Source organism: Pseudomonas saponiphila (genome assembly GCF_900105185.1).
Lineage (GTDB): Bacteria > Pseudomonadota > Gammaproteobacteria > Pseudomonadales > Pseudomonadaceae > Aquipseudomonas > Aquipseudomonas saponiphila.
This window is the reverse complement of the sequence record NZ_FNTJ01000001.1, coordinates 3,351,361-3,371,451: the sequence shown is the minus strand read 5'-3', so window position 1 is coordinate 3,371,451 and position 20,091 is coordinate 3,351,361. Positions and strand designations below refer to the sequence as shown.

General features: G+C 65.9%; 17 protein-coding genes. 12 read left to right on the top strand and 5 right to left on the bottom strand.

Annotated elements, in window-relative coordinates:
• Positions 1 to 9 precede the first annotated feature (9 nt).
• From BLV47_RS15575 to BLV47_RS15535, 9 genes are all read left to right on the top strand, one after another.
• Positions 10 to 1,827, top strand: a complete 1,818-nt coding sequence (locus tag BLV47_RS15575; protein ID WP_092315025.1) for a DUF2341 domain-containing protein — start codon at positions 10 to 12, stop codon at positions 1,825 to 1,827.
• Between the two features lie 11 nt (positions 1,828 to 1,838).
• On the top strand, positions 1,839 to 2,264 hold the full coding sequence (locus BLV47_RS15570; RefSeq protein ID WP_011061113.1) for an ExbD/TolR family protein: 426 nt from the start codon (positions 1,839 to 1,841) through the stop codon (positions 2,262 to 2,264).
• Positions 2,265 to 2,267: 3 nt separating this feature from the next.
• Positions 2,268 to 2,984 carry an energy transducer TonB family protein gene (locus tag BLV47_RS15565; protein WP_092315023.1) on the top strand — a complete coding sequence of 239 codons (717 nt, stop codon included), beginning with the start codon at positions 2,268 to 2,270 and terminating at the stop codon, positions 2,982 to 2,984.
• 40 nt (positions 2,985 to 3,024) lie between these two features.
• Positions 3,025 to 4,728 carry a putative porin gene (locus BLV47_RS15560; protein WP_092315021.1) on the top strand — a complete coding sequence of 568 codons (1,704 nt, stop codon included), beginning with the start codon at positions 3,025 to 3,027 and terminating at the stop codon, positions 4,726 to 4,728.
• 17 nt (positions 4,729 to 4,745) lie between these two features.
• Positions 4,746 to 5,393, top strand: coding sequence for a DNA repair protein (locus BLV47_RS15555; RefSeq protein ID WP_092315019.1), 648 nt, complete (start codon positions 4,746 to 4,748; stop codon positions 5,391 to 5,393).
• 20 nt (positions 5,394 to 5,413) lie between these two features.
• A complete protein-coding gene (locus BLV47_RS15550) occupies positions 5,414 to 5,899 on the top strand; it encodes a YbjN domain-containing protein (RefSeq protein WP_092315017.1) in 486 nt (161 codons plus the stop codon).
• The gene (locus tag BLV47_RS15545) at positions 5,896 to 6,834 is read left to right on the top strand and encodes a peptidylprolyl isomerase (RefSeq protein ID WP_092315015.1); all 939 of its coding nucleotides are present in this window, start codon (positions 5,896 to 5,898) and stop codon (positions 6,832 to 6,834) included. The genes BLV47_RS15550 and BLV47_RS15545 overlap by 4 nt, the downstream gene beginning before the upstream one ends.
• Positions 6,835 to 7,260: 426 nt before the next feature.
• Positions 7,261 to 8,238, top strand: a complete 978-nt coding sequence (locus BLV47_RS15540) for a LysR family transcriptional regulator (RefSeq protein ID WP_092315013.1) — start codon at positions 7,261 to 7,263, stop codon at positions 8,236 to 8,238.
• A 249-nt stretch (positions 8,239 to 8,487) separates the two neighbouring features.
• Positions 8,488 to 9,006 carry a GNAT family N-acetyltransferase gene (locus BLV47_RS15535; RefSeq protein WP_092315011.1) on the top strand — a complete coding sequence of 173 codons (519 nt, stop codon included), beginning with the start codon at positions 8,488 to 8,490 and terminating at the stop codon, positions 9,004 to 9,006.
• Between the two features lie 146 nt (positions 9,007 to 9,152).
• Here BLV47_RS15535 and BLV47_RS15530 read toward each other — a convergent pair whose 3' ends face one another.
• On the bottom strand, positions 9,153 to 9,878 hold the full coding sequence (locus tag BLV47_RS15530) for an aspartate/glutamate racemase family protein (RefSeq protein WP_092315009.1): 726 nt from the start codon (positions 9,876 to 9,878) through the stop codon (positions 9,153 to 9,155).
• A gap of 78 nt (positions 9,879 to 9,956) precedes the next feature.
• Between BLV47_RS15530 and BLV47_RS15525 the strand changes: the two genes are divergently transcribed.
• On the top strand, positions 9,957 to 10,745 hold the full coding sequence (locus BLV47_RS15525) for a helix-turn-helix domain-containing protein (RefSeq protein ID WP_092315007.1): 789 nt from the start codon (positions 9,957 to 9,959) through the stop codon (positions 10,743 to 10,745).
• Positions 10,746 to 10,811: 66 nt separating this feature from the next.
• Here the strand turns inward: BLV47_RS15525 and BLV47_RS15520 are convergent, their stop codons facing one another.
• Together BLV47_RS15520 and ccoN are read right to left on the bottom strand one after the other, a co-directional pair.
• Positions 10,812 to 11,030, bottom strand: coding sequence for a CcoQ/FixQ family Cbb3-type cytochrome c oxidase assembly chaperone (locus tag BLV47_RS15520; protein ID WP_092315005.1), 219 nt, complete (start codon positions 11,028 to 11,030; stop codon positions 10,812 to 10,814).
• Positions 11,031 to 11,089: 59 nt separating this feature from the next.
• On the bottom strand, positions 11,090 to 12,517 hold the full coding sequence (gene ccoN / locus BLV47_RS15515; RefSeq protein WP_092315003.1) for a cytochrome-c oxidase, cbb3-type subunit I: 1,428 nt from the start codon (positions 12,515 to 12,517) through the stop codon (positions 11,090 to 11,092).
• A 266-nt stretch (positions 12,518 to 12,783) separates the two neighbouring features.
• On the opposite strand from ccoN, the gene BLV47_RS15505 reads away from it, so the two are divergent.
• Positions 12,784 to 14,457: a nitrite/sulfite reductase gene (locus BLV47_RS15505; RefSeq protein ID WP_092315001.1), complete on the top strand. Its 1,674-nt coding sequence runs from the start codon at positions 12,784 to 12,786 to the stop codon at positions 14,455 to 14,457.
• Positions 14,454 to 14,948, top strand: a complete 495-nt coding sequence (locus tag BLV47_RS15500; RefSeq protein WP_092314999.1) for a DUF934 domain-containing protein — start codon at positions 14,454 to 14,456, stop codon at positions 14,946 to 14,948. Before BLV47_RS15505 ends, BLV47_RS15500 begins: the two co-directional genes overlap by 4 nt.
• 534 nt (positions 14,949 to 15,482) lie before the next feature.
• Here the strand turns inward: BLV47_RS15500 and BLV47_RS15495 are convergent.
• Together BLV47_RS15495 and BLV47_RS15490 are read right to left on the bottom strand one after the other, a co-directional pair.
• Positions 15,483 to 16,904, bottom strand: coding sequence for an efflux transporter outer membrane subunit (locus BLV47_RS15495; protein WP_092314997.1), 1,422 nt, complete (start codon positions 16,902 to 16,904; stop codon positions 15,483 to 15,485).
• Positions 16,901 to 20,080 carry an efflux RND transporter permease subunit gene (locus BLV47_RS15490; RefSeq protein WP_092314995.1) on the bottom strand — a complete coding sequence of 1,060 codons (3,180 nt, stop codon included), beginning with the start codon at positions 20,078 to 20,080 and terminating at the stop codon, positions 16,901 to 16,903. The genes BLV47_RS15495 and BLV47_RS15490 overlap by 4 nt, the downstream gene beginning before the upstream one ends.
• Positions 20,081 to 20,091: the final 11 nt, after the last annotated feature.

Below are 20,091 nucleotides of genomic sequence, written 5' to 3'. Positions count from 1 at the left end.
ACCCTTCCCATGCAACGCTTATTCCTGAGCCTGTTGATCTGCCTGGGCTTCGTGCTCCCGGCCACGGCCCACGCCTGGTGGCAGGACGACTGGCATTACCGCAAGCAGATCTCGGTGGACACCACCCCCCAGGGCGCCGCCATCAATGAGGCCCTGGGCCGCACCGCGCTGCTGGTGCGCCTGCACACCGGCAACTTCACCTTCGATGGGGTCAAGGAAGACGGTGCCGACCTGCGCTTTGTCACCGCCGATGACAAGACCGTGCTCAACCACCAGATCGAAAGCTTCGACCCGCTGATGGGCATGGCGTTGATCTGGGTCGATGTGCCCAAGGTCGAAGGCGGCCAGCGCCAGGACCTCTGGATGTACTACGGCAACCCGAAGGCGCCGAGCATCGCCAACGGCCAGTTGACCTTCGACCCCAGCTACACCGCCATCTACCACTTCGATGGCAGCAACGGCACCCCGGCCAAAGACACCACCGCCTACGGCAACACCGCGCAGAACGCCACCGGCGCCAGCATTGACGGGGTCATCGGCCGCGCCTTGCAGTTCAGCGGCCAGCCGCTGCTGCTGCCGGCCAGCCCGTCGCTGCAGCACAACGCCGGCGGCGCTTTCACCTTCAGCGCCTGGGTGCGCCTGGATCAGGCCAGCGGTGAACAGCTGCTGCTGGCCCGCCGCGAAGGCGCCGGCAGCCTGCTGATCGGCGTCAACCAGGGCATGCCCTTCGTCGAAGTGGACGGCCAGCGCGCCGCCTCCACCCAGCCGCTGAACCCGGGGCAGTGGCAGCACCTGGCCCTGAGCGGCGAGGGCAGCCGCCTGGCGCTGTACGTCAATGGCCGGGAAACCGCGAGCCTGGCCCAAGCCATTCCAACCTTCAATTCGGTCATGGCCATCGGTGCCGACCTGCCGCCCGCCGCTGGCGCCGAGGCCAGTCGCTTCCTGCCGTTCACCGGGGCCCTGGACGAGCTGCGCCTGTCCAAGGTGGCGCGTCCGGCGGCGCTGATCCTGGCCGATGCCAGCGCCCAGGGCGCGGAGTCGAAGCTGGTGGCCTACGGCGTCGATGAAGAGCAGTCGGGTTTTGGTTTCGGCAGCCTGGGCTTTTTGCTCAAGGCGGTGCCGGTGGATGCCTGGGTGATCATCCTGGTGCTGGTGGCAATGATGATCCAGTCCTGGGTGATCATGCTGCGCAAGAACCGCATGGTCAGCCGGGTCAGCGCCGCCAATGGGCTGTTTCGCGAGCAGTTCGCCAAGGTCGGCACCCGCCTGGAGATGTTCGCCGACGATCAGGTACTGGCCAGCCGCCTGGAGCATTCCTCGCTGTGGCGCCTGTACCTGGTGGCGGTGAAGGAGATCCGCACCCGCCGCGAGCAGGGCGCCGATACCTCCTCGGTGTCGGCGGCCACCATCGAAGCCATTCGCTGCTCCATGGACGGGGTGCGCACCCGGGAAAACCAGCAGCTCAGTGCCAAGCTCTCGACCCTGTCCAACGCCATTGCCGGCGGCCCGTATATCGGCCTGTTGGGCACGGTGCTGGGGATCATGGTGGTGTTCCTCGGCACCGCCATGGCCGGTGACGTCAACATCAACGCGATCGCCCCGGGCATGGCCGCGGCCTTGCTGGCCACCGCCATGGGCCTGTTCGTCGCGATTCCGGCGCTGTTTGGCTACAACCGCCTGATCACCCGCAACAAGGAAGTCGGCGCCGACATGCGGGTGTTCGTCGACGAGTTCATCACCCGCCTGGCGGAGCTGCATGGCGAGAGCCAGCACAGCGAGAACGCCCACTGGCGGGTCAGTCACAGCAACGCGTCGGTTCCGGCCTGAGGAGAACTGCCATGGCTTCCGTGAACGCCTCCCATGACGACGAAGACGACGCCGCCGTCGACAGCATCAACATCACGCCCCTGGTGGACGTGCTGATGGTGGTGCTGGTGATGTTCATCCTCACCGCCACCGCCCAGGTTTCGGGCATCCAGATCCACCTGCCCAAGGCCAGTGCCTCGGTGTCGCTGTCCGAGGCCAAGACCAAGGCCATTTCGGTGAACGATGGCGGCCAGGTGTTCCTCGATGCCTACCCGGTGACCCTGGGCGAGCTGGAAGAGCGGCTGCGCATCGAGAAGGCACAGAACCCGGACTTCCCGATCATCGTCCGTGGCGATGCCACGGTGCAGTACCAGAAGGTCATTGAAGTCCTCGACCTGCTGCGCCGCCTGGAGTTGTCCCAGGTCGGCCTGGTCACCGGCAAACCGAGCCAGGGCTGAGCCATGACCGCACAACAACCGATCGAGCTGCCGCCGGTGCAGCACAAGCCGCGCGCCGTGCGCCTGCTGAAGTGGGGCGCCGGGCTGCTGCTGGGGGCCGTGGCTGCCTGGCTGCTGTGGCAGTGGGCCAATGACATGGCCGGGGTGCGCCGGGAAGCGCCGAAGGTGCCGACCATCATCCCGTTGCCGCCTCCGCCGCCGCCCCCACCGCCGCCTCCGGAGCAGCCCAAGGAGCCGGAACCGGTGGAGGACAAGGTGCCGGAACCCGAACCCACGCCGACCCCCGATGAGGTCAAACCGGAGGAGGAAGCCCCGCCATCGCCGGCGGACGACCTAGCCAACCCGATGCAGATCGATGGCGACGCCCAGGCCGGCAACGACGGCTTCAACGTCGGCGCTGGCAAGGGCGGCGGCATGGCCGGCGCCGGTGGCGGCGGGCTGGGCACTGGGACTTACAAGCAGTACCTGGCGGCGACCTTTCAACGGGTGCTGCGCGAGGACCCGGAGCTGCGCAAGAAGGCCTATGCGCTGCAGGTCGACCTGTGGCTCGGCGCCGACGGCCAGGTGACCCGCGCCGAGCTGGCCGGCTCCAGCGGCAACCCCGAGACCGACCAGCAGGTGCTGGCGGCGCTGCGGGCCACGCCGCGCCTGAAAGAACGTATGCCGGCGTCCCTGACCTTGCCGGTGCGCTTGTCCCTCAAGGGCCGGCGACCGGAATGAGCGAACCCCTATTTGCAGTTTCTACAGGAGTTGTGTGCAGATGATTTCCACCGTGAATCGATTGACCCTGGCGCTCGGCATGGTCGCCCTGACCCTGGCCGGACAGGCCTCGGCCGCCGCGGCCGCGCCTTCGGAGAACGCCACGATCAACCTGATCCGTCTGTTGGTGCAGCAGGGGGTACTGCCGCAGGCCAAGGCCGAGGCACTGATCGCCCAGGCCGAACAAGAGGCCCAGCAGGCCCGGCAGGCCAGCGCCGCCACCGTCGTGGCGGCCCCTGGCCCCACGGCGGCGCCGGGGGATGTGCGAGTGCAATACGTGCCGGCGATCGTCCGCGAGCAGATCCGCGATCAGGTCAAGGCCGAGGTCATGGCCACCGCCAAGCAGGAAAACTGGGCCCAGCCCAACACCTTTCCGGACTGGGTGTCGCGCATCAGCTTTGACGGCGATATCCGCCTGCGCGAGGAGTCGCGGTTCTTTGCCGACAACAACAGCAACGAGATCGTCGACTACGCCAAGCTCAACGACAACGGCCCCTACGACGTCAACAAGGACACCAACAGCAAGCTGCCGCCACTGCTCAACAGCCGTGAAGACCGTGACAACCTGTTCCGCCTGCGCGCGCGCCTGGGGATGAAGGCGGTGATCTCGCCGGAATGGACCGCCGGCATCCGCATCGGCACAGGTTCCGACAACAACCCGGTGTCCACCACCCAGACCCTGGGCGGGGGCTTTGGCAAGAAGGACATCTGGCTCGACCAGGGCTACCTGACCTGGAAGGCCAGCCAGGACCTGACCCTGACCGGCGGGCGTTTCGCCAACCCGTTCTATTCCACCGACATGCTGTATTCCAACGACCTGAACTTCGACGGCGTGGCGGCGCTGTTCAACCACAAGCTCAGCAGCGACTGGGGCCTGTTCGGCACCCTCGGCGTGTTCCCGGTGGAGTACACCAACGACACCGCCACCAGCAACGGCTTCGACAAGAACGAGAGCGACACCAAGTGGCTGTTCGGCGGGCAGATCGGCGCCAACTGGAAGATCAACCGCAGCAACAGCCTCAAGGGTGCCCTGGCCTACTACCGCTTCGATGACATCGAAGGCCAGCGCTCCAGCCCTTGCGCGCCCTGGGCCGGGGCCCCGGGCTGCGACACTGACGGCTCGCGCGTGGCCTTCATGCAGAAGGGCAACAGCGTGTTCCTGCTGCGCAACATCACCCCCAACCCGGCCACCCCGGGCCTGACTCCGCAGCCGCAGTTCGTCGGCCTGGCCTCCAAGTTCGACGTGCTCGACCTGAACCTGGCCTGGGACACCGAGCTGCCGGACGACCTGCGCCTGCGCAGCCAGACCAACTACATCCGCAACCTGGCCTACGACAAGGGCGAGATGCTCAAGCGCAGCGAAGGCCAGATCGTCAACAACATCAACCGCAACGGCGAGTTCGAAAGCGGCGGCAATGCCTTGATGGTGCAGTTCACCCTGGGCAACGCCCTGGAGATGAAGAAGTCCGGCGACTGGAACCTGCTGGCTGGCTACAAGTACATCCAGCCCGATGCCTTGCCCGACGGCTTCAACGATTCCTCGTTCCACCTGGGGGGCACCAACGCCAAGGGCTATTTCGTCGGCGGCAACTACGGCATCGACAAGAACATCTACGCCACGGCCCGCTACATGAGCGCCTCGGAAGTCTACGGGCCGCGCTACGAAGTCGATGTCATGCAGCTTGAACTCAACACGCGCTTCTAAGCATCGGGAGGAAGGTTATGAACAGCCGAGTGAGGGCAGGGGCGGTCAGCCTGTTGCTGGCCTGCAGTGTGCTGGCCTGCGCCGGAGCCAGTGCCGAAGGCATGGAGGAACGCCTGCGCACCCAGTTGCGCAGCACCACCCAGCAGTTGCAGGCCCTGCAAAGCGAGCAGGCCCAGGCCGCGGCCGCGCGGCTTGCCGCCGAGAACGCGGCCAGGGAAGCCCAGGCCCAGGTCAAGCAACTGAGCGCCGAGCTGGCCAAGACCCGCGGCGTGGCCGAGCAACTGGCCGGCCAGCAGCAGAACCTGCAAAGCCAGGCGCAGGCCCAGGCGGCGGCCAGCAGCGAGCAGTTGGGCAAGTTCAAGAAAGCCTACGAAGACTTGCTGGTGCTGGCCCGGGGCAAAGAGGCCGAGCGCGCGAAATTGCAGGCGCAATTGAGCGAACGTGACACACAAGTGCAGCAATGTGCGGTCAAGAATCAGCAGATGTACGGCATCGCCAAACAGATTCTGACGGCCTACGAAAAGATCGACGTGGCCGAGGTGGTGAATATCCGCCAGCCCTTCGCCGGCAAGGCCCGGGTCAAGTTCGAAGAATTGGCCCAGGGTTTTGGCGACGAGCTTTACCAGACCCAGTTCGACGCCCCGCGGGCGGCGAGCGCCCATTGATCACCAGGGAAGAGATGACCATGACTTTGATTGACAGCGTCACCACCGACAGCCTCACCGACCTGCTGCAAGGCGCCGGCTACCGGGTCAACCAGACCGAGCAGAACGGCATCGTGCAACTGCTCAGCGCCAGCCAGGGCATCGGCTATGCCGTGCGTTTCGGCAACCCGGGCAGCGAGGCCGGGCACTATGTGGACTTCACCTACAGCTGCGCCTTGCGAGTGCAGGGTGAGCTGCCGGCCGGGCTGGCGGAACTGTGGAACGCCTCGCGGCGCTTTGCCCGGCTGTCGCTGCAGGGCGAGTTTTTGCTGATGGAGATGGACGTGGTGGTGGCCGGGGTCGGCGAGACTCACCTGCGCAGCCAGCTGGAACTGTGGGACCGGCTGCTGCAGGAGTTCATCGTTTACCTGCGCGAATACAGCCAGCAGGCGGCCCAGTTGCAGGCCCGGGGCGAACAGCCGCCGGTGCCCGAGCAGCAGCCCCGGGAAGAGGCGGCCAGCCTGTGAAGAAGCCGACCCTGGTGGTCGGTGCTGGGGCACTGACCCTGCTCGGCCTGGCGCTGGGGCTGGCCCTGCGTCCGGGCAGCGAGCCGGTGGCGGCCCAGCAACCGGCGTCGGCCGTGCTGCAGCAAACGGCGAGCTCCCCGGCGGTGGCGCGCCTGGGCAACCAGCAAGTGGCGGCCGAGGAGTTGAAGGCGCTGTTCGCCAGCCTGCCCGAGGACGCCCGTGCGCAACTGCGGGGCAACCGTGCGGCGCTGGACGCCTGGATTCGCTCGCGGCTGGCGCAAAAGGCCGTGTTGGAGCAGGCCGATGCCCAGGGCTGGCGCCAGCGCCCGGAGGTGGAGCAGCAGACCCGCGCCGCCACTGAACAGATCGTGTTTCGCGACTATATGCAGTCGGTCAGCCAGGTCCCGGCGGACTACCCCAGCGCGGCGGAGTTGCAGCAGGCCTATGACAGCGGCAAGGCGGCCTGGATGACCCCGCCGCTGTACCGGGTTAGCCAGATCTTCCTCGCCGTCGCCGAGCCGCAGGCCGTTGAGCAGTTACGGCGCCAGGCCCAGGAACTGAGCCGCAAGGCCCAGGCCGCGCCGGCTGACTTCGCCGCCCTGGCGGCGCAGTACTCCCAGGACCGCGACAGCGACTCGGGGCTGCAACCCTTGCAGCAACTGCTGCCGGAAGTGCGCAGCGCGGTGGCCCGGCTCAAGGTTGGTGGCGTGTCCGAGGTGGTGCAGAGCGCGGCGGGTTTCCACGTGCTCAAGCTCACCGAACAGCAACCGGCGCGTACCGCGACCCTGGACGAGTTGCGCGAGCGCCTGACCCAGGCCCTGCGTGCCCAGCGTCAGGAACAGATCGCCAAGGCCTACCTGGAAGGCATGCTCAACACCGCGACCCTGAGCATCGATGGCGCGGCATTGAATCAAGTCCTGGACGACAAACTGTAGGAGCTGGCTTGCCAGCGAAGGCGATCTTGCGGTCCTCTTCGCCGGCAAGCCGGCTCCTACAGGGCAATACGCAGCATTGGGCAAGCGTAGGAGCTGGCTTGCCAGCGAAAGCGATCTCACGGTCCTCTTCGCCGGCAAGCCGGCTCCTACAGGGCGATACGCAGCATCAGGCAAGCGTAGGAGCTGGCTTGCCAGCGAAAGCGATCTCACGGTCCTCTTCGCCGGCAAGCCGGCTCCTACAAGGCAATACGCAGCATCAGGCCAGCGTAGGAGCTGGCTTGCCAGCGAAAGCGATCTCACGGTCCTCTTCGCCGGCAAGCCGGCTCCTACAGGGCGATACGCAGCAGCGGGCCAGCGATGGCGATTTCACCGGCCCCGCCGCGCGCCAGCCAAGGAAGCAATACTCAACAAGACAGGGAGTCACCCATGGCATTTCTCGAACCCGCTCCACTTCAGGGCGTAGCGCCGTACACCACGCCGCAGGAACCCCGGGAGGCCTGGCTGGCCCTGGCCGCCGGGATCGATCCGGAGGTCGCCCAGTATTTCCTGGTCAGTGCCCGTTGCGGCTGCTTCATGCAGGCGGCGCGCAGCCTGAACATCAAGGCCACCCTGTTGCGCAAGCAACTGGCGCTGCTGGAAGAGCACCTGCGCCGTTCGCTGTTCTGTTACCAGGGCAATGTCCTGAGCCTGAGCCGCGAAGGCCAGCAACTGCAGGGCCAGCTGCTGGCCCTGGCGCACCAGCGCCGGCTGCCGGTGGTGGAACAGCCGCTGATTCGCCTGGCCGTGGCGGAAGCCATTCTTCACGACATCCTCGGCCGCGACCTGATCGCCTTGCTGCGGCGCAACGCCAGCGCGCGCCTGGAGATCATCTCCATCGACAGCGACCTGTCCCTGCAGGCCCTGAGCGCCGACCTGGTGCTGTGGCTGGCGGCCGAAGATTCGCCGCTGCCGGGCCCCAGCTTCGCCACTCGCGAACCCATGCCCCTGGCGCGCATCGACTATCTGCCGCACATCGCCAAGCGCTACTCGCGGGTGGCGGCGCGTCCCGACAGCCTCGACGACCTCAGCGACTACATGTTGGTGCAATGGCAGCACGACCGTCAGGTGGAACCGTTCCGGCCCTGGAACAGCCTGGTGGAACAGCGCCTGGCCGGCGTGGTGCAGGTGCACTCTTATGAACTGATGCTGGAAATGATCCGCTGCAGCGCCTGCATTGGCCTGCTGCCGCAGTACATGAGCCACTTCGACCGCGGCCTGATCGCCTTGCCGGGGCTGTTCCAGGACAGCATGCAGCGCCGCGCCTGGCTGGCGGTGAATGCCCGGGTGGAGCATGAGGAACAGGTGCAGCAACTGGTGGAGCTGATCCTCAATACCTTCAGCGAGCGCCAGGACTGGTTTGTCTGAGCGAGCCCGCCACACCCCCCCCGCCTGTAGGAGCCGGCTTGCCGGCGAAGGGCCCGCAAGCCTGGCCCCGGCCGCAGATTCGCCTTCGTCGGCAAGCCAGCTCCTGAACCGCGCTTGATCTGCGCATAGCCGTGGTGAAGGCCCGGGTGTCGGCAAAGAGCCGACAAGCCTGCGCAACCATCCCCTCGTCAGCTCCAGGCTGATCGCCTTACACTCCCTGGCCACTTCAACTTCAAGGACGACGTCGCCATGCCCAACGCCCAACCCTCCATCGTCATCGAGCGCTGCACCGAAGCCCATATCGATGGCCTCACCGCGCTGTACAGCGAACCCAGCGTGGCCGCCCAGACCCTGCAACTGCCCTACCAATCCCGCGAGCTGTGGCACAAGCGGGTAGGGCTGGGGCAGGACCACGAAGGGCGGGTGGCTCTGGTCGCTCTGCATCAGGGCTCGGTGATCGGCAGTTGCAGCCTGAACCAGGTGGCGCGGGTGCGCCGCGCCCATTGTGCGGATGTGGCCATGGGCGTGTCCCCAAGCTGGCAGGGCCAGGGCATCGGCAGCCGTCTGCTGGCGGCGGTGCTGGATGTGGCCGACAACTGGATGAACCTGCGCCGGGTCGAATTGACGGTGTATGTCGACAACCAGCCGGCCATTGCGCTGTACCAGAAATTCGGCTTCGAAACCGAAGGCCGGCTGCGCGACTACGCCATCCGTGGCGGGCAATTCGTTGACGTGCTGAGCATGGCACGGCTGCGCCGCCCCGCCTGACCCCGCCGCACCTTGCAGCCGCTGCCGCAGGCGGCGAACCAGTGCTTGGCGCCCGCAAGGATCTTGCGGGCGCCAAAGGCGCTTCTGCCGATCATCAGGCAAGGCCCTGCGGGCCGTTTCGCAATCTCGCCTTGGCTCGATAGCGGCTACGGGGCCGGTGCCGAGCCCGAGTCGCTGTTGTCGTCCGCCAGGGCAAAGGCCACCGCCGCCCGGGCATGCAGCGCGGTGGTGTCGAGCAGGGGCAGGGGACTGTGCTCGGGTTTGAGCAGCAGGCCGATTTCCGTGCAACCGAGGATGATCGCCTGGGCGCCCCGGGCCTGGAGCGTGTCGATCACTTGCTGATACACCCGACGCGAAGCCTCGCTGACCAGGCCCACGCACAGCTCCTGGTAGATGATCCGGTGCACTGCCTGGCGTTGCTGTTCATCGGGCACCAGCACGCTGAGCCCGCGTTGCGCCAGGCGCTGCTTCAGGAAGCTTTCTTCCATGGTGAAGGCGGTGCCCAGGAGGCCGACGTGCAGGGTGCCGGCGTCCACCGCCGCTTGCGCGGTGGGGTCGGCGATGTGCAGGAAGGGCACGCTGATGGCCGCCTGAATCTGCTGCGCCACCTTGTGCATGGTGTTGGTGCAGAGCACCACGCACTCGGCGCCGCCGGCCTGCAGGCGCAGGGCCGCGTCCACCAGGATCGCGGCCGCCTGGTCCCAGCGCCCGGCATGCTGGGCCTGTTCGACAGGCCCGAAGTCGACGCTGTACATTAGCAGCCGCGCCGAGCGCAGCGGCCCCAGCCGGTCCCGAACCTGCTGGTTGATCAGGCGATAGTATTCGGCGCTGGACTCCCAGCTCATGCCGCCAATCAGGCCGATGGTGCGCATGGGCAACTCCTCTGTGGTGTGGGTCAGTGAGCCGCAGTTTGGTCGCGCCCGAGCTGGCGATCTATCAGGAAATTTCACATGCCCGAGGTTCTCGAACAGCGTCTGCTGGATGACCGGCTGGTTTTGCAACTGCTGCCGGCAGCGGCCTACAGCGCCCGTGACCCGGTGCAATGGCAGACCCTGGGGGTGACCCTGGAGCGCCAGCGCGGGGTGCATGCCATCGATTCCGACCGGCGCGAGGATTTCGACACCTGGCCCGGGACCCTGGCCCTGACACCCGCCGGCATCGAAGTATTTTCCGAATCCGCCCAGGGCGGCGAGTACCTGTTGCTGCGCTGGCAGGGTGCGACGCCGCTGATTGCCGGCCAGCAGCGCCGGCAGAGCCCGGGGCATGCCAGTGCCCTGGCCCTGGGGCGCGAGGCCCGGCGCCTGCTGCTGGCGCAAGACCGCGATCAACTGGCCCTGGAGCACTGCGCGCTGGAGTTTCTCGGGCTGGTTCAAGGCGAGCGCGCAACACCGTCCCCCGCGGCGAAGCTTGCGCCGGTGCTGCAACGGATGGCCGATGAATACTCGCTGCCGCTGTCCCTGGCGCAACTGGCGCTGACCTATGGGCACAACGAACTGCGGCTGTTGCGGGATTTTCGCCGTGCCGTGGGGATCACCCCCCATGCCTGGCTCACCGAGGTGCGGGTGCAAGCCGCCCGGCGCCTGCTGGAGCGCACGGACCTGCCCTTGGCGGCGATTGCCCAGGACTGTGGTTTTGCCCACCAGTCCCATTTGGGCAGTGCCTTGCGCCAGGCCACGGGCTTGACCCCGCGTCAGTACCGGCTGCGGTTTGCCACGCGCGCCGCGGATTTCACCCTGTAGCCAGCGCCTGCATCGCCGCTGCCGGACCTGCTGGAGTTGCGACGCGAGCCTGCAGGCGCCAGCGGGTTACATGTCCAGGTTGATCCAGCCCGGCTTGGCTTCCTCCGGGGCCACGGCGTTGACCTTCTTGCCCGTGGCCAGCTCGACCCGGTGGGCCACCTCGGGGTCGTCGGCGAAGGGGATCAGGCTGGCGTCGTCCAGGCTCTTGGCACTCTGGTGGCGCAGGCAGTACTCGATGCAGAGGTAGAGAAACGCCACCCCCAGCAGGTTGAACAGAATATCCATCGGCCAAAGGCTCCCTGAAAGAAAACGCCGGCCACTGGGGCCGGCGGGCAAGGTTCGGCTCAGGCGATCTGGGCGTCGTTCAGCGCGAGTTTTTCATCGGCCACGCGCACGGTGCGCCAGGTGTTGTAGGCCATCAGCAGCATGCCGCTCAAGAAGAACACGCCACCGGCGAAACGCACCACGAACCCCGGATGGCTGGCCACCAGGGCCTCGACGAAGGAGTAGGTGAGGGTGCCGTCTTCGTTGACCGCGCGCCACATCAGGCCCTGGGTGATGCCGTTGACCCACATCGAGGCGATGTACAGCACGGTGCCGATGGTGGCGAGCCAGAAGTGCAGGTTGATCAGCGGCACGCTGTACATCTGCTCGCGGCCGAAGACCTTGGGCACCATGTGGTAGATCGCGCCGAAGGTGATCATCGCCACCCAGCCCAGGGCCCCGGCGTGCACGTGGCCGATGGTCCAGTCGGTGTAGTGGGACAGGGCATTGACGGTCTTGATCGCCATCATCGGGCCTTCGAAGGTCGACATGCCGTAGAACGCCAGGGACAGCACCAGGAACCGCAGGATCGGGTCGGTGCGCAACTTATGCCAGGCGCCCGACAGGGTCATCATGCCGTTGATCATGCCGCCCCAGCTCGGGGCCAGGAGGATCAGCGACATGGCCATGCCCAGGGACTGGGCCCAGTCCGGCAGGGCGGTGTAGTGCAGGTGGTGCGGGCCGGCCCAGATGTACAGGGTGATCAGCGCCCAGAAGTGCACGATGGACAGGCGATAGGAGTACACCGGGCGTCCGACTTGCTTGGGCACGAAGTAGTACATCATCCCGAGAAAGCCTGTGGTGAGGAAAAAGCCCACGGCGTTGTGGCCGTACCACCACTGGACCATGGCGTCGGTGGCCCCGGAATACACCGGGTAGGACTTGAACCAGTCCACCGGGATCGACAGGTGGTTGACCACGTGGAGCATGGCAATCACCAGGATGAAGGCACCGAAGAACCAGTTGCCGACATAGATGTGCTGGCTCTTGCGCCGCACCACGGTGGTGAAGAAGACGATCGCGTAGGCCACCCAGACCACCGCCATCCACACCGCGCCGGCGAATTCGATCTCGGCGTATTCCTTGGTGGTGGTGTAGCCCAGGGGCAGGCTGATCAGCATGATCACGATCACCGACTGCCAGCCCCAGAAGGTGAAGGCGGCCAGGGTGTCGGAGTACAGCCGTACCTGGCAGGTGCGCTGTACCGCGTAGTAGCTGGCGGCGAACTGGGCGCTGCCGGCGAAACCGAAGATCACCAGGCTGGTGTGCAGCGGCCGCAGGCGGCCGAAGGTGCTCCAGGGCAGATCGAGGTTCATCTCCGGCCATACCAGTTGCGAGGCGATCCACACCCCCATGGCCATGCCGATCACGCCCCATACCACGGTTGCGACGACGAATTGGCGAACCACCTTGTAGTTGTAGGCCTGTCCGATTGTTGCTGAGTTCATGGTCAATGCTTCCACGGTTGCAAAGTCTTGCCAGGCCACCCGGTCTGGCACGGGGTGCACTGTAGGAATCAGCGAGGAAACAAAACAGGCTCAGAAAAACCGCATTAATACGGATCAGATTTATCTCGCGTACACGGCGTCGTGGTCATGGCTGATATGGTTTTTTAGTTTTTACCTGAATCTGTAACGTTCTGCGCTGCACGCGCATAGTCGCCCCCTCACAGCACGCGCCGTTAGAGCACGACCAGTTTCGATGAGGTAGGGATATGTATCAGTACGACGAATATGACCGGGCCCTGGTCTTTGAGCGGGTGGCACAGTTTCGTGATCAGGTCGAGCGCTTCATGGGCGGCCAGCTCAGTGAAGAGGAGTTCCTGCCTCTGCGCCTGCAGAACGGTCTCTATATGCAGAAGCATGCGTTCATGCTGCGGGTGGCGATTCCCTACGGCACCCTGAGCGCCCGGCAGATGCGTACCCTGGCCAGCATCGCCCGGGACTTCGACCGCGGCTACGGCCACTTCACCACCCGGCAGAACCTGCAGTTCAACTGGATCGAGCTGGCCCAGGTGCCGGACATCCTGCAGCGTCTGGCCGAGGTGGAGATGCACGCGATCCAGACCTCCGGCAACTGCGTGCGCAACATCACCACCGAGGCCTTCGCCGGGGTCGCTGCCGATGAATACCTCGATCCGCGCCCGCTGGCGGAGATCCTTCGGCAGTGGTCCACCATCAACCCGGAATTCCTGTTCCTGCCGCGCAAGTTCAAGATCGCCATCTGCTCGGCCAGGCAGGACCGCGCGGCGATCATGATGCATGACATCGGCCTGTACCTGTACCGCGACCGCAGTGGCCAGATGCTGCTGCGGGTGATCGTCGGTGGCGGCCTGGGGCGCACGCCGATCCTTGGCCTGCAGATCCGCGACGGCTTGCCCTGGCAGCACCTGCTGTCCCACGTCGAGGCGGTGCTGCGGGTCTACAACCGCTACGGCCGGCGCGACAACAAGTACAAGGCGCGGATCAAGATCCTGGTCAAGGCCCTGGGCATCGAGGCCTTCGCCAAGGAAGTGGAAGAGGAGTGGCAGCACCTCAAGGACGGTCCGGCGCAGCTCACCGACGAGGAGTACCAGCGGGTGGCCAGCGCCTTTGTGCCGCCGATCTACGAGCACCTGGCGGACACCGACCTGGACTACGGCAGTCACCTGGCCGAGTCGCCGGCCTTCGCCCGCTGGGTAGCGCGCAACGTGCACCCGCACAAGGTGCCGGGCTACACCTGCGTGGTGCTGTCGACCAAGCCGGGCCCGGCGTCGCCTCCCGGGGATGTCACCGGCCAGCAGATGGAAGCGGTGGCCGACTGGTCCGAGGACTACGGCTTCGGCGAGATCCGCATTGCCCACGAACAGAACATCGTCTTGCCGGACGTGCCCAAGTCGCGGCTGTTCGAGCTCTGGCAGCGGGCCTGCGAGCACGGCCTGGGCACCGCCAACGTCGGTTTGCTGACCGATATCATCGCCTGCCCGGGCGGCGACTTCTGCGCCCTGGCCAACGCCCGCTCGTTGCCGATCACCCTGGCCATCCAGCAGCGTTTCGACGACCTGGACTACCTCCACGACCTGGGGGACATCAGCCTGAACATCTCCGGCTGCATGAACGCCTGCGGTCACCACCACATCGGCAACATTGGCATCCTCGGGGTCGACAAGAACGGCAGCGAGTGGTTCCAGGTCACCCTGGGCGGGGCCAAGGGCCGTGACAGCGCACTGGGCAAGGTGATCGGCCCGTCCTTCAGCGCCGAGGAAATTCCCGAGGTGATCGAGCGCATCATCGCCACCTTCGTGCGCTACCGCGAAAGCGACGAACCCTTCGTCGATACTCTGCAGCGCATTGGCCTGGAGCCGTTCAAGGAGCGGGTCTATCCCAAGGCCGTGGAGGCACTGGCATGAACAACCTGCTGCGTTTGCATGAAGGTGAAGCCCTGTTGGTGGCGGACGATGCCTGGAGCCTGGTACGCGAAGTCGACGCGGTGCTGCCCGAGGGGCCGCTGATTTTGCCGCTGGCCCTGTGGCTGATCCGCCGCATCGAGCATCACCCGGCCCGGGACGGGGTATGGATCGGTCCGGACGACGAGGTGGAGAGCCTCAAGCCCTGGCTCAAGCTGATTCCGCTGATTGCCGTGGACTTCCCCAGCTTTCGTGATGGCCGGGGCTACAGCCAGGCGTACCTGCTGCGCACCCGCCTGGGCTGGATGGGCGAGTTGCGCGCCATCGGCGACGTGCTGCGCGACCAGCTCAGCCACATGCGCCAATGCGGTTTCGACAGCTTTGCCGTGCGCGAAGACAAATGCGCCCAGGACGCCCTCAAGGGCCTGGCGGGCATGAGCGTGCTCTACGGCCGCTCGGTGATCGAACCGCGCCCCTTGTTCCGCCGCCGCTGACCCGCCGGCTCCAGCAGGGTTTGCACCGCGCGCGGTTCTACCTGTAGGAGCCGGCTTGCCGGCGAAGGCGTTCTTGCGGGCGCTTTCGCTGGCAAGCCAGCTCCTACGGTAGGCAGGTACATCGCGTGGGGCCTTGTAGGAGCCGGCTTGCCGGCGAAGGCGTTCTTGCGGGCGCTTTCGCTGGCAAGCCAGCTCCTACGGTAGGCAGGTACATCGCGTGAGGCCTTGTAGGAGCCGGCTTGCCGGCGAGGGCGTTCTTGCGGGCGCTTTCGCTGGCAAGCCAGCTCCTACGGTAGGCAGGTACATCGCGTGGGGCCTTGTGGGAGCCGGCTTGCCGGCGAGGGCGGTCTTGTGGGCGCTTTCGCTGGCAAGCCAGCTCCTACGGTAGGCAGGTACATCGCGTGGGGCCTTGTAGGAGCCGGCTTGCCGGCGAAGGGGCCCTTGGGACGAGCGAAAAAAAGCCCCGCGACCGAATAAGTCGCGGGGCCAAACATTGGTTGGTTGCGGCCAACCAAAGGAGCTCGTTGCCAATCCTTACCGGCTGGCCAGTGTCTCTGGCTGCCAGCCACCACCCAGGGCCTTGTAGATGGCGACAATGCCGCGGTACAGGTCGACTTCGGCCTGGGCCTGGGCATCTTCGGCCGCCAGACGTTCACGCTGGGCGTCCAGCAACACCAGGAAGTCCACGGTGCCTTCGCGGTAGCGGATCTCGGCCAGGTCCGCGGCCTTGCGGCTGGACTCGCTCTGGCGGATCAGCGAGATCAGCCGTTGCTGGCGCTTGCCGTAGTCGCTGAAGGCGTTTTCCGATTCTTCCAGGGCCAGCAGTACTTGCTGTTCGTAGTTGGCCAGGGCGCCGTCGGCATTGGCGTCGGCGCCACGCAGGCGGGCGCGCACGCTGCCCAGGTCAAAGGCCGCCCAGGTGATGCTCGGGCCCAGGGCCCAGGCATTGGCTGCCGAGGAGCCGATCTGCGAACCGCGTCCGGCGGTGAAGCCGAGGAAGCCGCTAAGGCTGACCTTGGGGAACAGGTCGGCCTTGGCCACGCCGATGCGCGCGGTGGCGGCGGCCAGCTGGCGTTCGGCGCTGAGGATGTCCGGGCGGCGCTGCAGCAGCTGGCCCGGGTCGCCGATCGGCAGGGCCTTGGCAATCGCCGGTAGTTGCGCCGGCGACAGGTCGACGCTGAGCTGGTCCGGGCGCTCACCCAGCAGGGTGGCGATGCGGTTGCGCTGGCGGGTCTGCTCGGCCTGCAATTGCGGCACGCTGGCTTCCACCGAGGCCAGGCGGGCATCGGCGCGGACCACGTCGAGCTGGTCGCCGACGCCTGCGTCGCGCAGGCTTTCGGTGATCTTGCGCGAGGCCTGCTGGTTGTCCAGGTTGGCCAGGGCGATCTTTTCCCGCAGTTGCGCGCCGCGCAGCTGGCCGTAGGCGTCTACCAGCTCGGCGATCATGGTCACCTGCAGCTGGTAGAGGTCGGCCTCGGCGGCCTGCTGGTCGGCTTCGGTGGCTTCCAGGTTGCGCTGGATGCGTCCGAACAGGTCCAGTTCCCAGGCCATGTCCAGGCCCAGGTCGTAGCGCTCGGTCTTGACCCGGCTGGTGGTCTGGCCAGGGATCTGGCCCTTGCCCAGGTCGCTGCTGGCGCGGCTGGTGATGGTCGGCATGGCGTCATTGCTGGCGTCATCGCGGATCGCCCGGGCGGCCCGCAGGCGGGCAAAGGCCACCCGCAGTTCACGGTTGCCCTGCAAGGACTTGCTCACCAGCTGGTTGAGGGTCGGGTCATCGAATTGCTGCCACCAGATGCCTTCGAAACGCGCGCGGTCGAAGTTCTTCTGGCCCGCGGCGCCGTCGGTGGCGGCGCTGATATGCGCCGCCTCGGTGGTCGGGGTCTGGTAGTCCGGGCCGACGGCGCAGGCGCCGAGGGCCAGTACCAAGAGGCTCGGCAGGAAGACTTTGGCACTCATTGTTGCGCCTCCAGTTGCAGGGCGCGGGCGGCCTTGCGGGCCTCGCTGCGCTCCACGTAATTGCGGATCAGGACATAGAACACCGGGGTCAGCAGCAGGCCGAAGAAGGTCACCCCGAGCATCCCGGCGAACACCGCCACACCCATGGCGTGGCGCATTTCCGCGCCGGCGCCGCTGGAGATCACCAGGGGCACCACGCCCATGATGAAGGCGAAGGAGGTCATCAGGATCGGCCGCAGACGCAGGCGGCAGGCTTCCAGCACTGCGGCCAGCGGGTCGAGGCCTTCCTCTTGCTTGTCCTTGGCGAACTCGACGATCAGGATCGCGTTCTTGCACGCCAGGCCCACCAGTACGATCAGGCCGATCTGGGTGAAGATGTTGTTGTCGCCACCGGAGACGATCACCCCGGTAATGGCCGACAGCAGGGTCATCGGCACGATCAGGATCACCGCCAATGGCAGGCTCCAGCTCTCGTATTGCGCGGCCAGCACCAGGAAGGCCAGCAGTACGCAGAGCGGGAAGACGAACAGCGCGGTGTTGCCGGCCAGGATTTGCTGGTAGGTCAACTCGGTCCACTCGTAGGTCATGCCATTGGGCAGTTCTTCCTTGAGCAGTTTCTCGATCGCCGCTTCTGCTTGCCCGGAGCTGTAGCCCGGGGCCGCCGCGCCGTTGATTTCCGCGGTGACGAAGCCGTTGTAGTGCATCACGCGGTCGGGACCGGCGGTGTCGCTGACCTTGATGAAGGTCGCCAGGGGGATCATCTCGCCCTTGTTGTTGCGCACTTTCAGCTGGCCGATCTGTTCAGGTTCAAGACGGAACTGCTGCTCGGCCTGGACGTTGACCTGGTAGGTGCGGCCAAAGCGGTTGAAGTCGTTGGCATACAGCGAACCCAGGTAGACCTGCAGGGTGTCGAAGATGTCGGAAATCGCCACGCCATGGGTCTTGGCCTTTTCCCGGTCGATGGCCGCGTCCACCTGGGGCACGTTGACCTGGTAGCTGGTGAACAGCCCGGCCAGTTCCGGCACGCTGCGGCTCTTGGCGATGACGTTCTGCACCTCTTTATACAGCTCGTCGTAACCCAGGCCGCTGCGGTCCTCCACTTGCAGGCGGAAGCCGCCAATGGTCCCCAGGCCCTGTACCGGCGGCGGTGGGAAGATCGCCATGTAGGCGTCCTGGATGTCCGCGTACTTGCCGTTCAGGGCACCGGCGATGGCGCCGGCGGACATGCTCGGGTCCTTGCGCTCATCGAAGGGCTTCAAGGTGACGAAGACGATGCCGTTGTTCGGGCTGTTGGTGAAGCCGTTGATCGACAGGCCGGGGAAGGCCACCGCGCTTTCCACGCCGGGTTGCTTCAAGGCGATGTCGGACATGCGCTTGATCACGTCTTCGGTGCGGTCCAGGCTGGCGGCGTCCGGCAGTTGGGCGAAAGCCACCAGGTATTGCTTGTCCTGGGCCGGAACGAAACCGGTCGGGGTGTGGGCGAAGCCGAACCAGGTCAGCACCATCAGGCCGGCATAGAGGAACAGGGCGATGCCGCTGCCGCGGATGACCCGGCGCACGGTGCCGACGTAGCCACCACTTGCACGCTCGAAGAAGCGGTTGAACGGCGTGAACAGCCAGCCACCCAGCAGCTTGTCGAGGAGCTTGGAGAAGCGGTCCTTGGGCGCATGGTGTTCCTTGAGCAGTACCGCGGCCAGGGCCGGCGACAGGGTCAGGGAGTTGAAGGCCGAGATCACCGTGGAAATGGCGATGGTCAGGGCGAACTGCTTGTAGAACTGCCCGGTCAGGCCGCTGATGAAGGCCGCCGGTACGAACACCGCGCACAGCACCAGGGCGGTGGCGATGATCGGGCCGGTCACTTCACGCATGGCGCGCTTGGTGGCTTCCACCGGGGTCAGGCCCAGGCCGATGTTGCGTTCGACGTTCTCCACCACCACGATGGCGTCGTCCACCACGATGCCGATGGCCAGCACCAGGCCGAACAGCGACAGGGCATTGAGGGAGAAACCGAACAGGTGCATGACCGCGAAGGTGCCGATCAGCGATACCGGTACCGCCACCAGCGGGATGATCGAGGCGCGCCAGGTCTGCAGGAACAGGATCACCACCAGCACTACCAGGATCAGCGCTTCGAACAGGGTGTGGACCACCGCTTCGATGGAACCGCGGACGAAGATGGTCGGGTCGTAGACGATGCTGAAGTCCATGCCCTGCGGGAAGCTCTGCTTGAGCTCGGCCATCTTGGCCCGCACTTCATTGGAGATCTCGATGGCATTGGAGCCCGGGCGCTGGAAGATCGGGATCGCCACCGCCGGCTGGTTGTTGAGCAGGGAACGCAGGGCGTACTGGCTCGACCCCAGCTCGATGCGGGCGATGTCCTTCAGGCGAGTGATTTCGCCGTCTTCACCCGAACGGATGATGATGTTCTCGAACTCTTCCTCGGTGACCAGGCGACCCTGGGTGTTGACCGACAGCTGGAAGCTGGTGGCGCTAGGGGCGGGCGGCGCGCCCAGGGCCCCGGCGGCGACCTGGCGGTTTTGTTCGCGAATTGCAGTGACCACGTCGGTGGCGGTCAGATTGCGCGAGGCGGTCTTGTTCGGATCGAGCCAGACCCGCAGCGAGTAGTCGCCCATGCCGAACAATTGCACATCGCCTACGCCGCCCAGGCGCGCCAGCTCATCCTTGATGTTGAGCAGGGCGTAGTTGGACAGGTAGAGCATGTCGTAGCGTTTGTCCGGCGAGGTCAGGTGGACCACCATGGTCAGGTCCGGAGAGGCCTTGTCCACGGTGATGCCGATGCGCGTCACTTCTTCCGGCAGCTTGGGCTGGGTGCGGGTCACGCGGTTCTGCACCTGGACCTGGGCGTTGTCCAGGTCGGTGCCCAGGGCGAAGGTGATGGTCAGGGTGATCTTGCCGTCGGCAGTGGATTGCGAGGACATGTAGAGCATGTTCTCGACCCCGGTGATCGCCTGTTCCAGGGGCGCGGCCACGGTTTCACCGATGACTTTCGGGTTGGCTCCGGGGAAGTTGGCGCGTACCACCACGGTGGGCGGTACCACTTCCGGGTATTCGCTGATGGGCAGCTGGAACAGCGAGATGGCGCCGGCGATCAGGATCAGCAGCGACAGCACCGCGGCGAAGATCGGCCTTGAAATGAAGAACTGGGAAAAATTCATCTTGAGAGTCG

Bases quoted from the DNA above. Each gene is read 5' to 3' on its own strand.
- BLV47_RS15495 (WP_092314997.1), bottom strand. From the start codon at position 16,904: ATGAGTGCCAAAGTCTTCCTGCCGAGCCTCTTGGTACTGGCCCTCGGC.
- BLV47_RS15490 (WP_092314995.1), bottom strand. From the start codon at position 20,080: ATGAATTTTTCCCAGTTCTTCATTTCAAGGCCGATCTTCGCCGCGGTG.
- BLV47_RS15540 (WP_092315013.1), top strand. From the start codon at position 7,261: ATGGCATTTCTCGAACCCGCTCCACTTCAGGGCGTAGCGCCGTACACC.
- BLV47_RS15520 (WP_092315005.1), bottom strand. From the start codon at position 11,030: ATGGATATTCTGTTCAACCTGCTGGGGGTGGCGTTTCTCTACCTCTGC.
- BLV47_RS15570 (WP_011061113.1), top strand. From the start codon at position 1,839: ATGGCTTCCGTGAACGCCTCCCATGACGACGAAGACGACGCCGCCGTC.
- BLV47_RS15555 (WP_092315019.1), top strand. From the start codon at position 4,746: ATGAACAGCCGAGTGAGGGCAGGGGCGGTCAGCCTGTTGCTGGCCTGC.
- BLV47_RS15550 (WP_092315017.1), top strand. From the start codon at position 5,414: ATGACTTTGATTGACAGCGTCACCACCGACAGCCTCACCGACCTGCTG.
- BLV47_RS15500 (WP_092314999.1), top strand. From the start codon at position 14,454: ATGAACAACCTGCTGCGTTTGCATGAAGGTGAAGCCCTGTTGGTGGCG.
- ccoN (WP_092315003.1), bottom strand. From the start codon at position 12,517: ATGAACTCAGCAACAATCGGACAGGCCTACAACTACAAGGTGGTTCGC.
- BLV47_RS15505 (WP_092315001.1), top strand. From the start codon at position 12,784: ATGTATCAGTACGACGAATATGACCGGGCCCTGGTCTTTGAGCGGGTG.
- BLV47_RS15575 (WP_092315025.1), top strand. From the start codon at position 10: ATGCAACGCTTATTCCTGAGCCTGTTGATCTGCCTGGGCTTCGTGCTC.
- BLV47_RS15525 (WP_092315007.1), top strand. From the start codon at position 9,957: ATGCCCGAGGTTCTCGAACAGCGTCTGCTGGATGACCGGCTGGTTTTG.
- BLV47_RS15535 (WP_092315011.1), top strand. From the start codon at position 8,488: ATGCCCAACGCCCAACCCTCCATCGTCATCGAGCGCTGCACCGAAGCC.
- BLV47_RS15560 (WP_092315021.1), top strand. From the start codon at position 3,025: ATGATTTCCACCGTGAATCGATTGACCCTGGCGCTCGGCATGGTCGCC.
- BLV47_RS15530 (WP_092315009.1), bottom strand. From the start codon at position 9,878: ATGCGCACCATCGGCCTGATTGGCGGCATGAGCTGGGAGTCCAGCGCC.
- BLV47_RS15565 (WP_092315023.1), top strand. From the start codon at position 2,268: ATGACCGCACAACAACCGATCGAGCTGCCGCCGGTGCAGCACAAGCCG.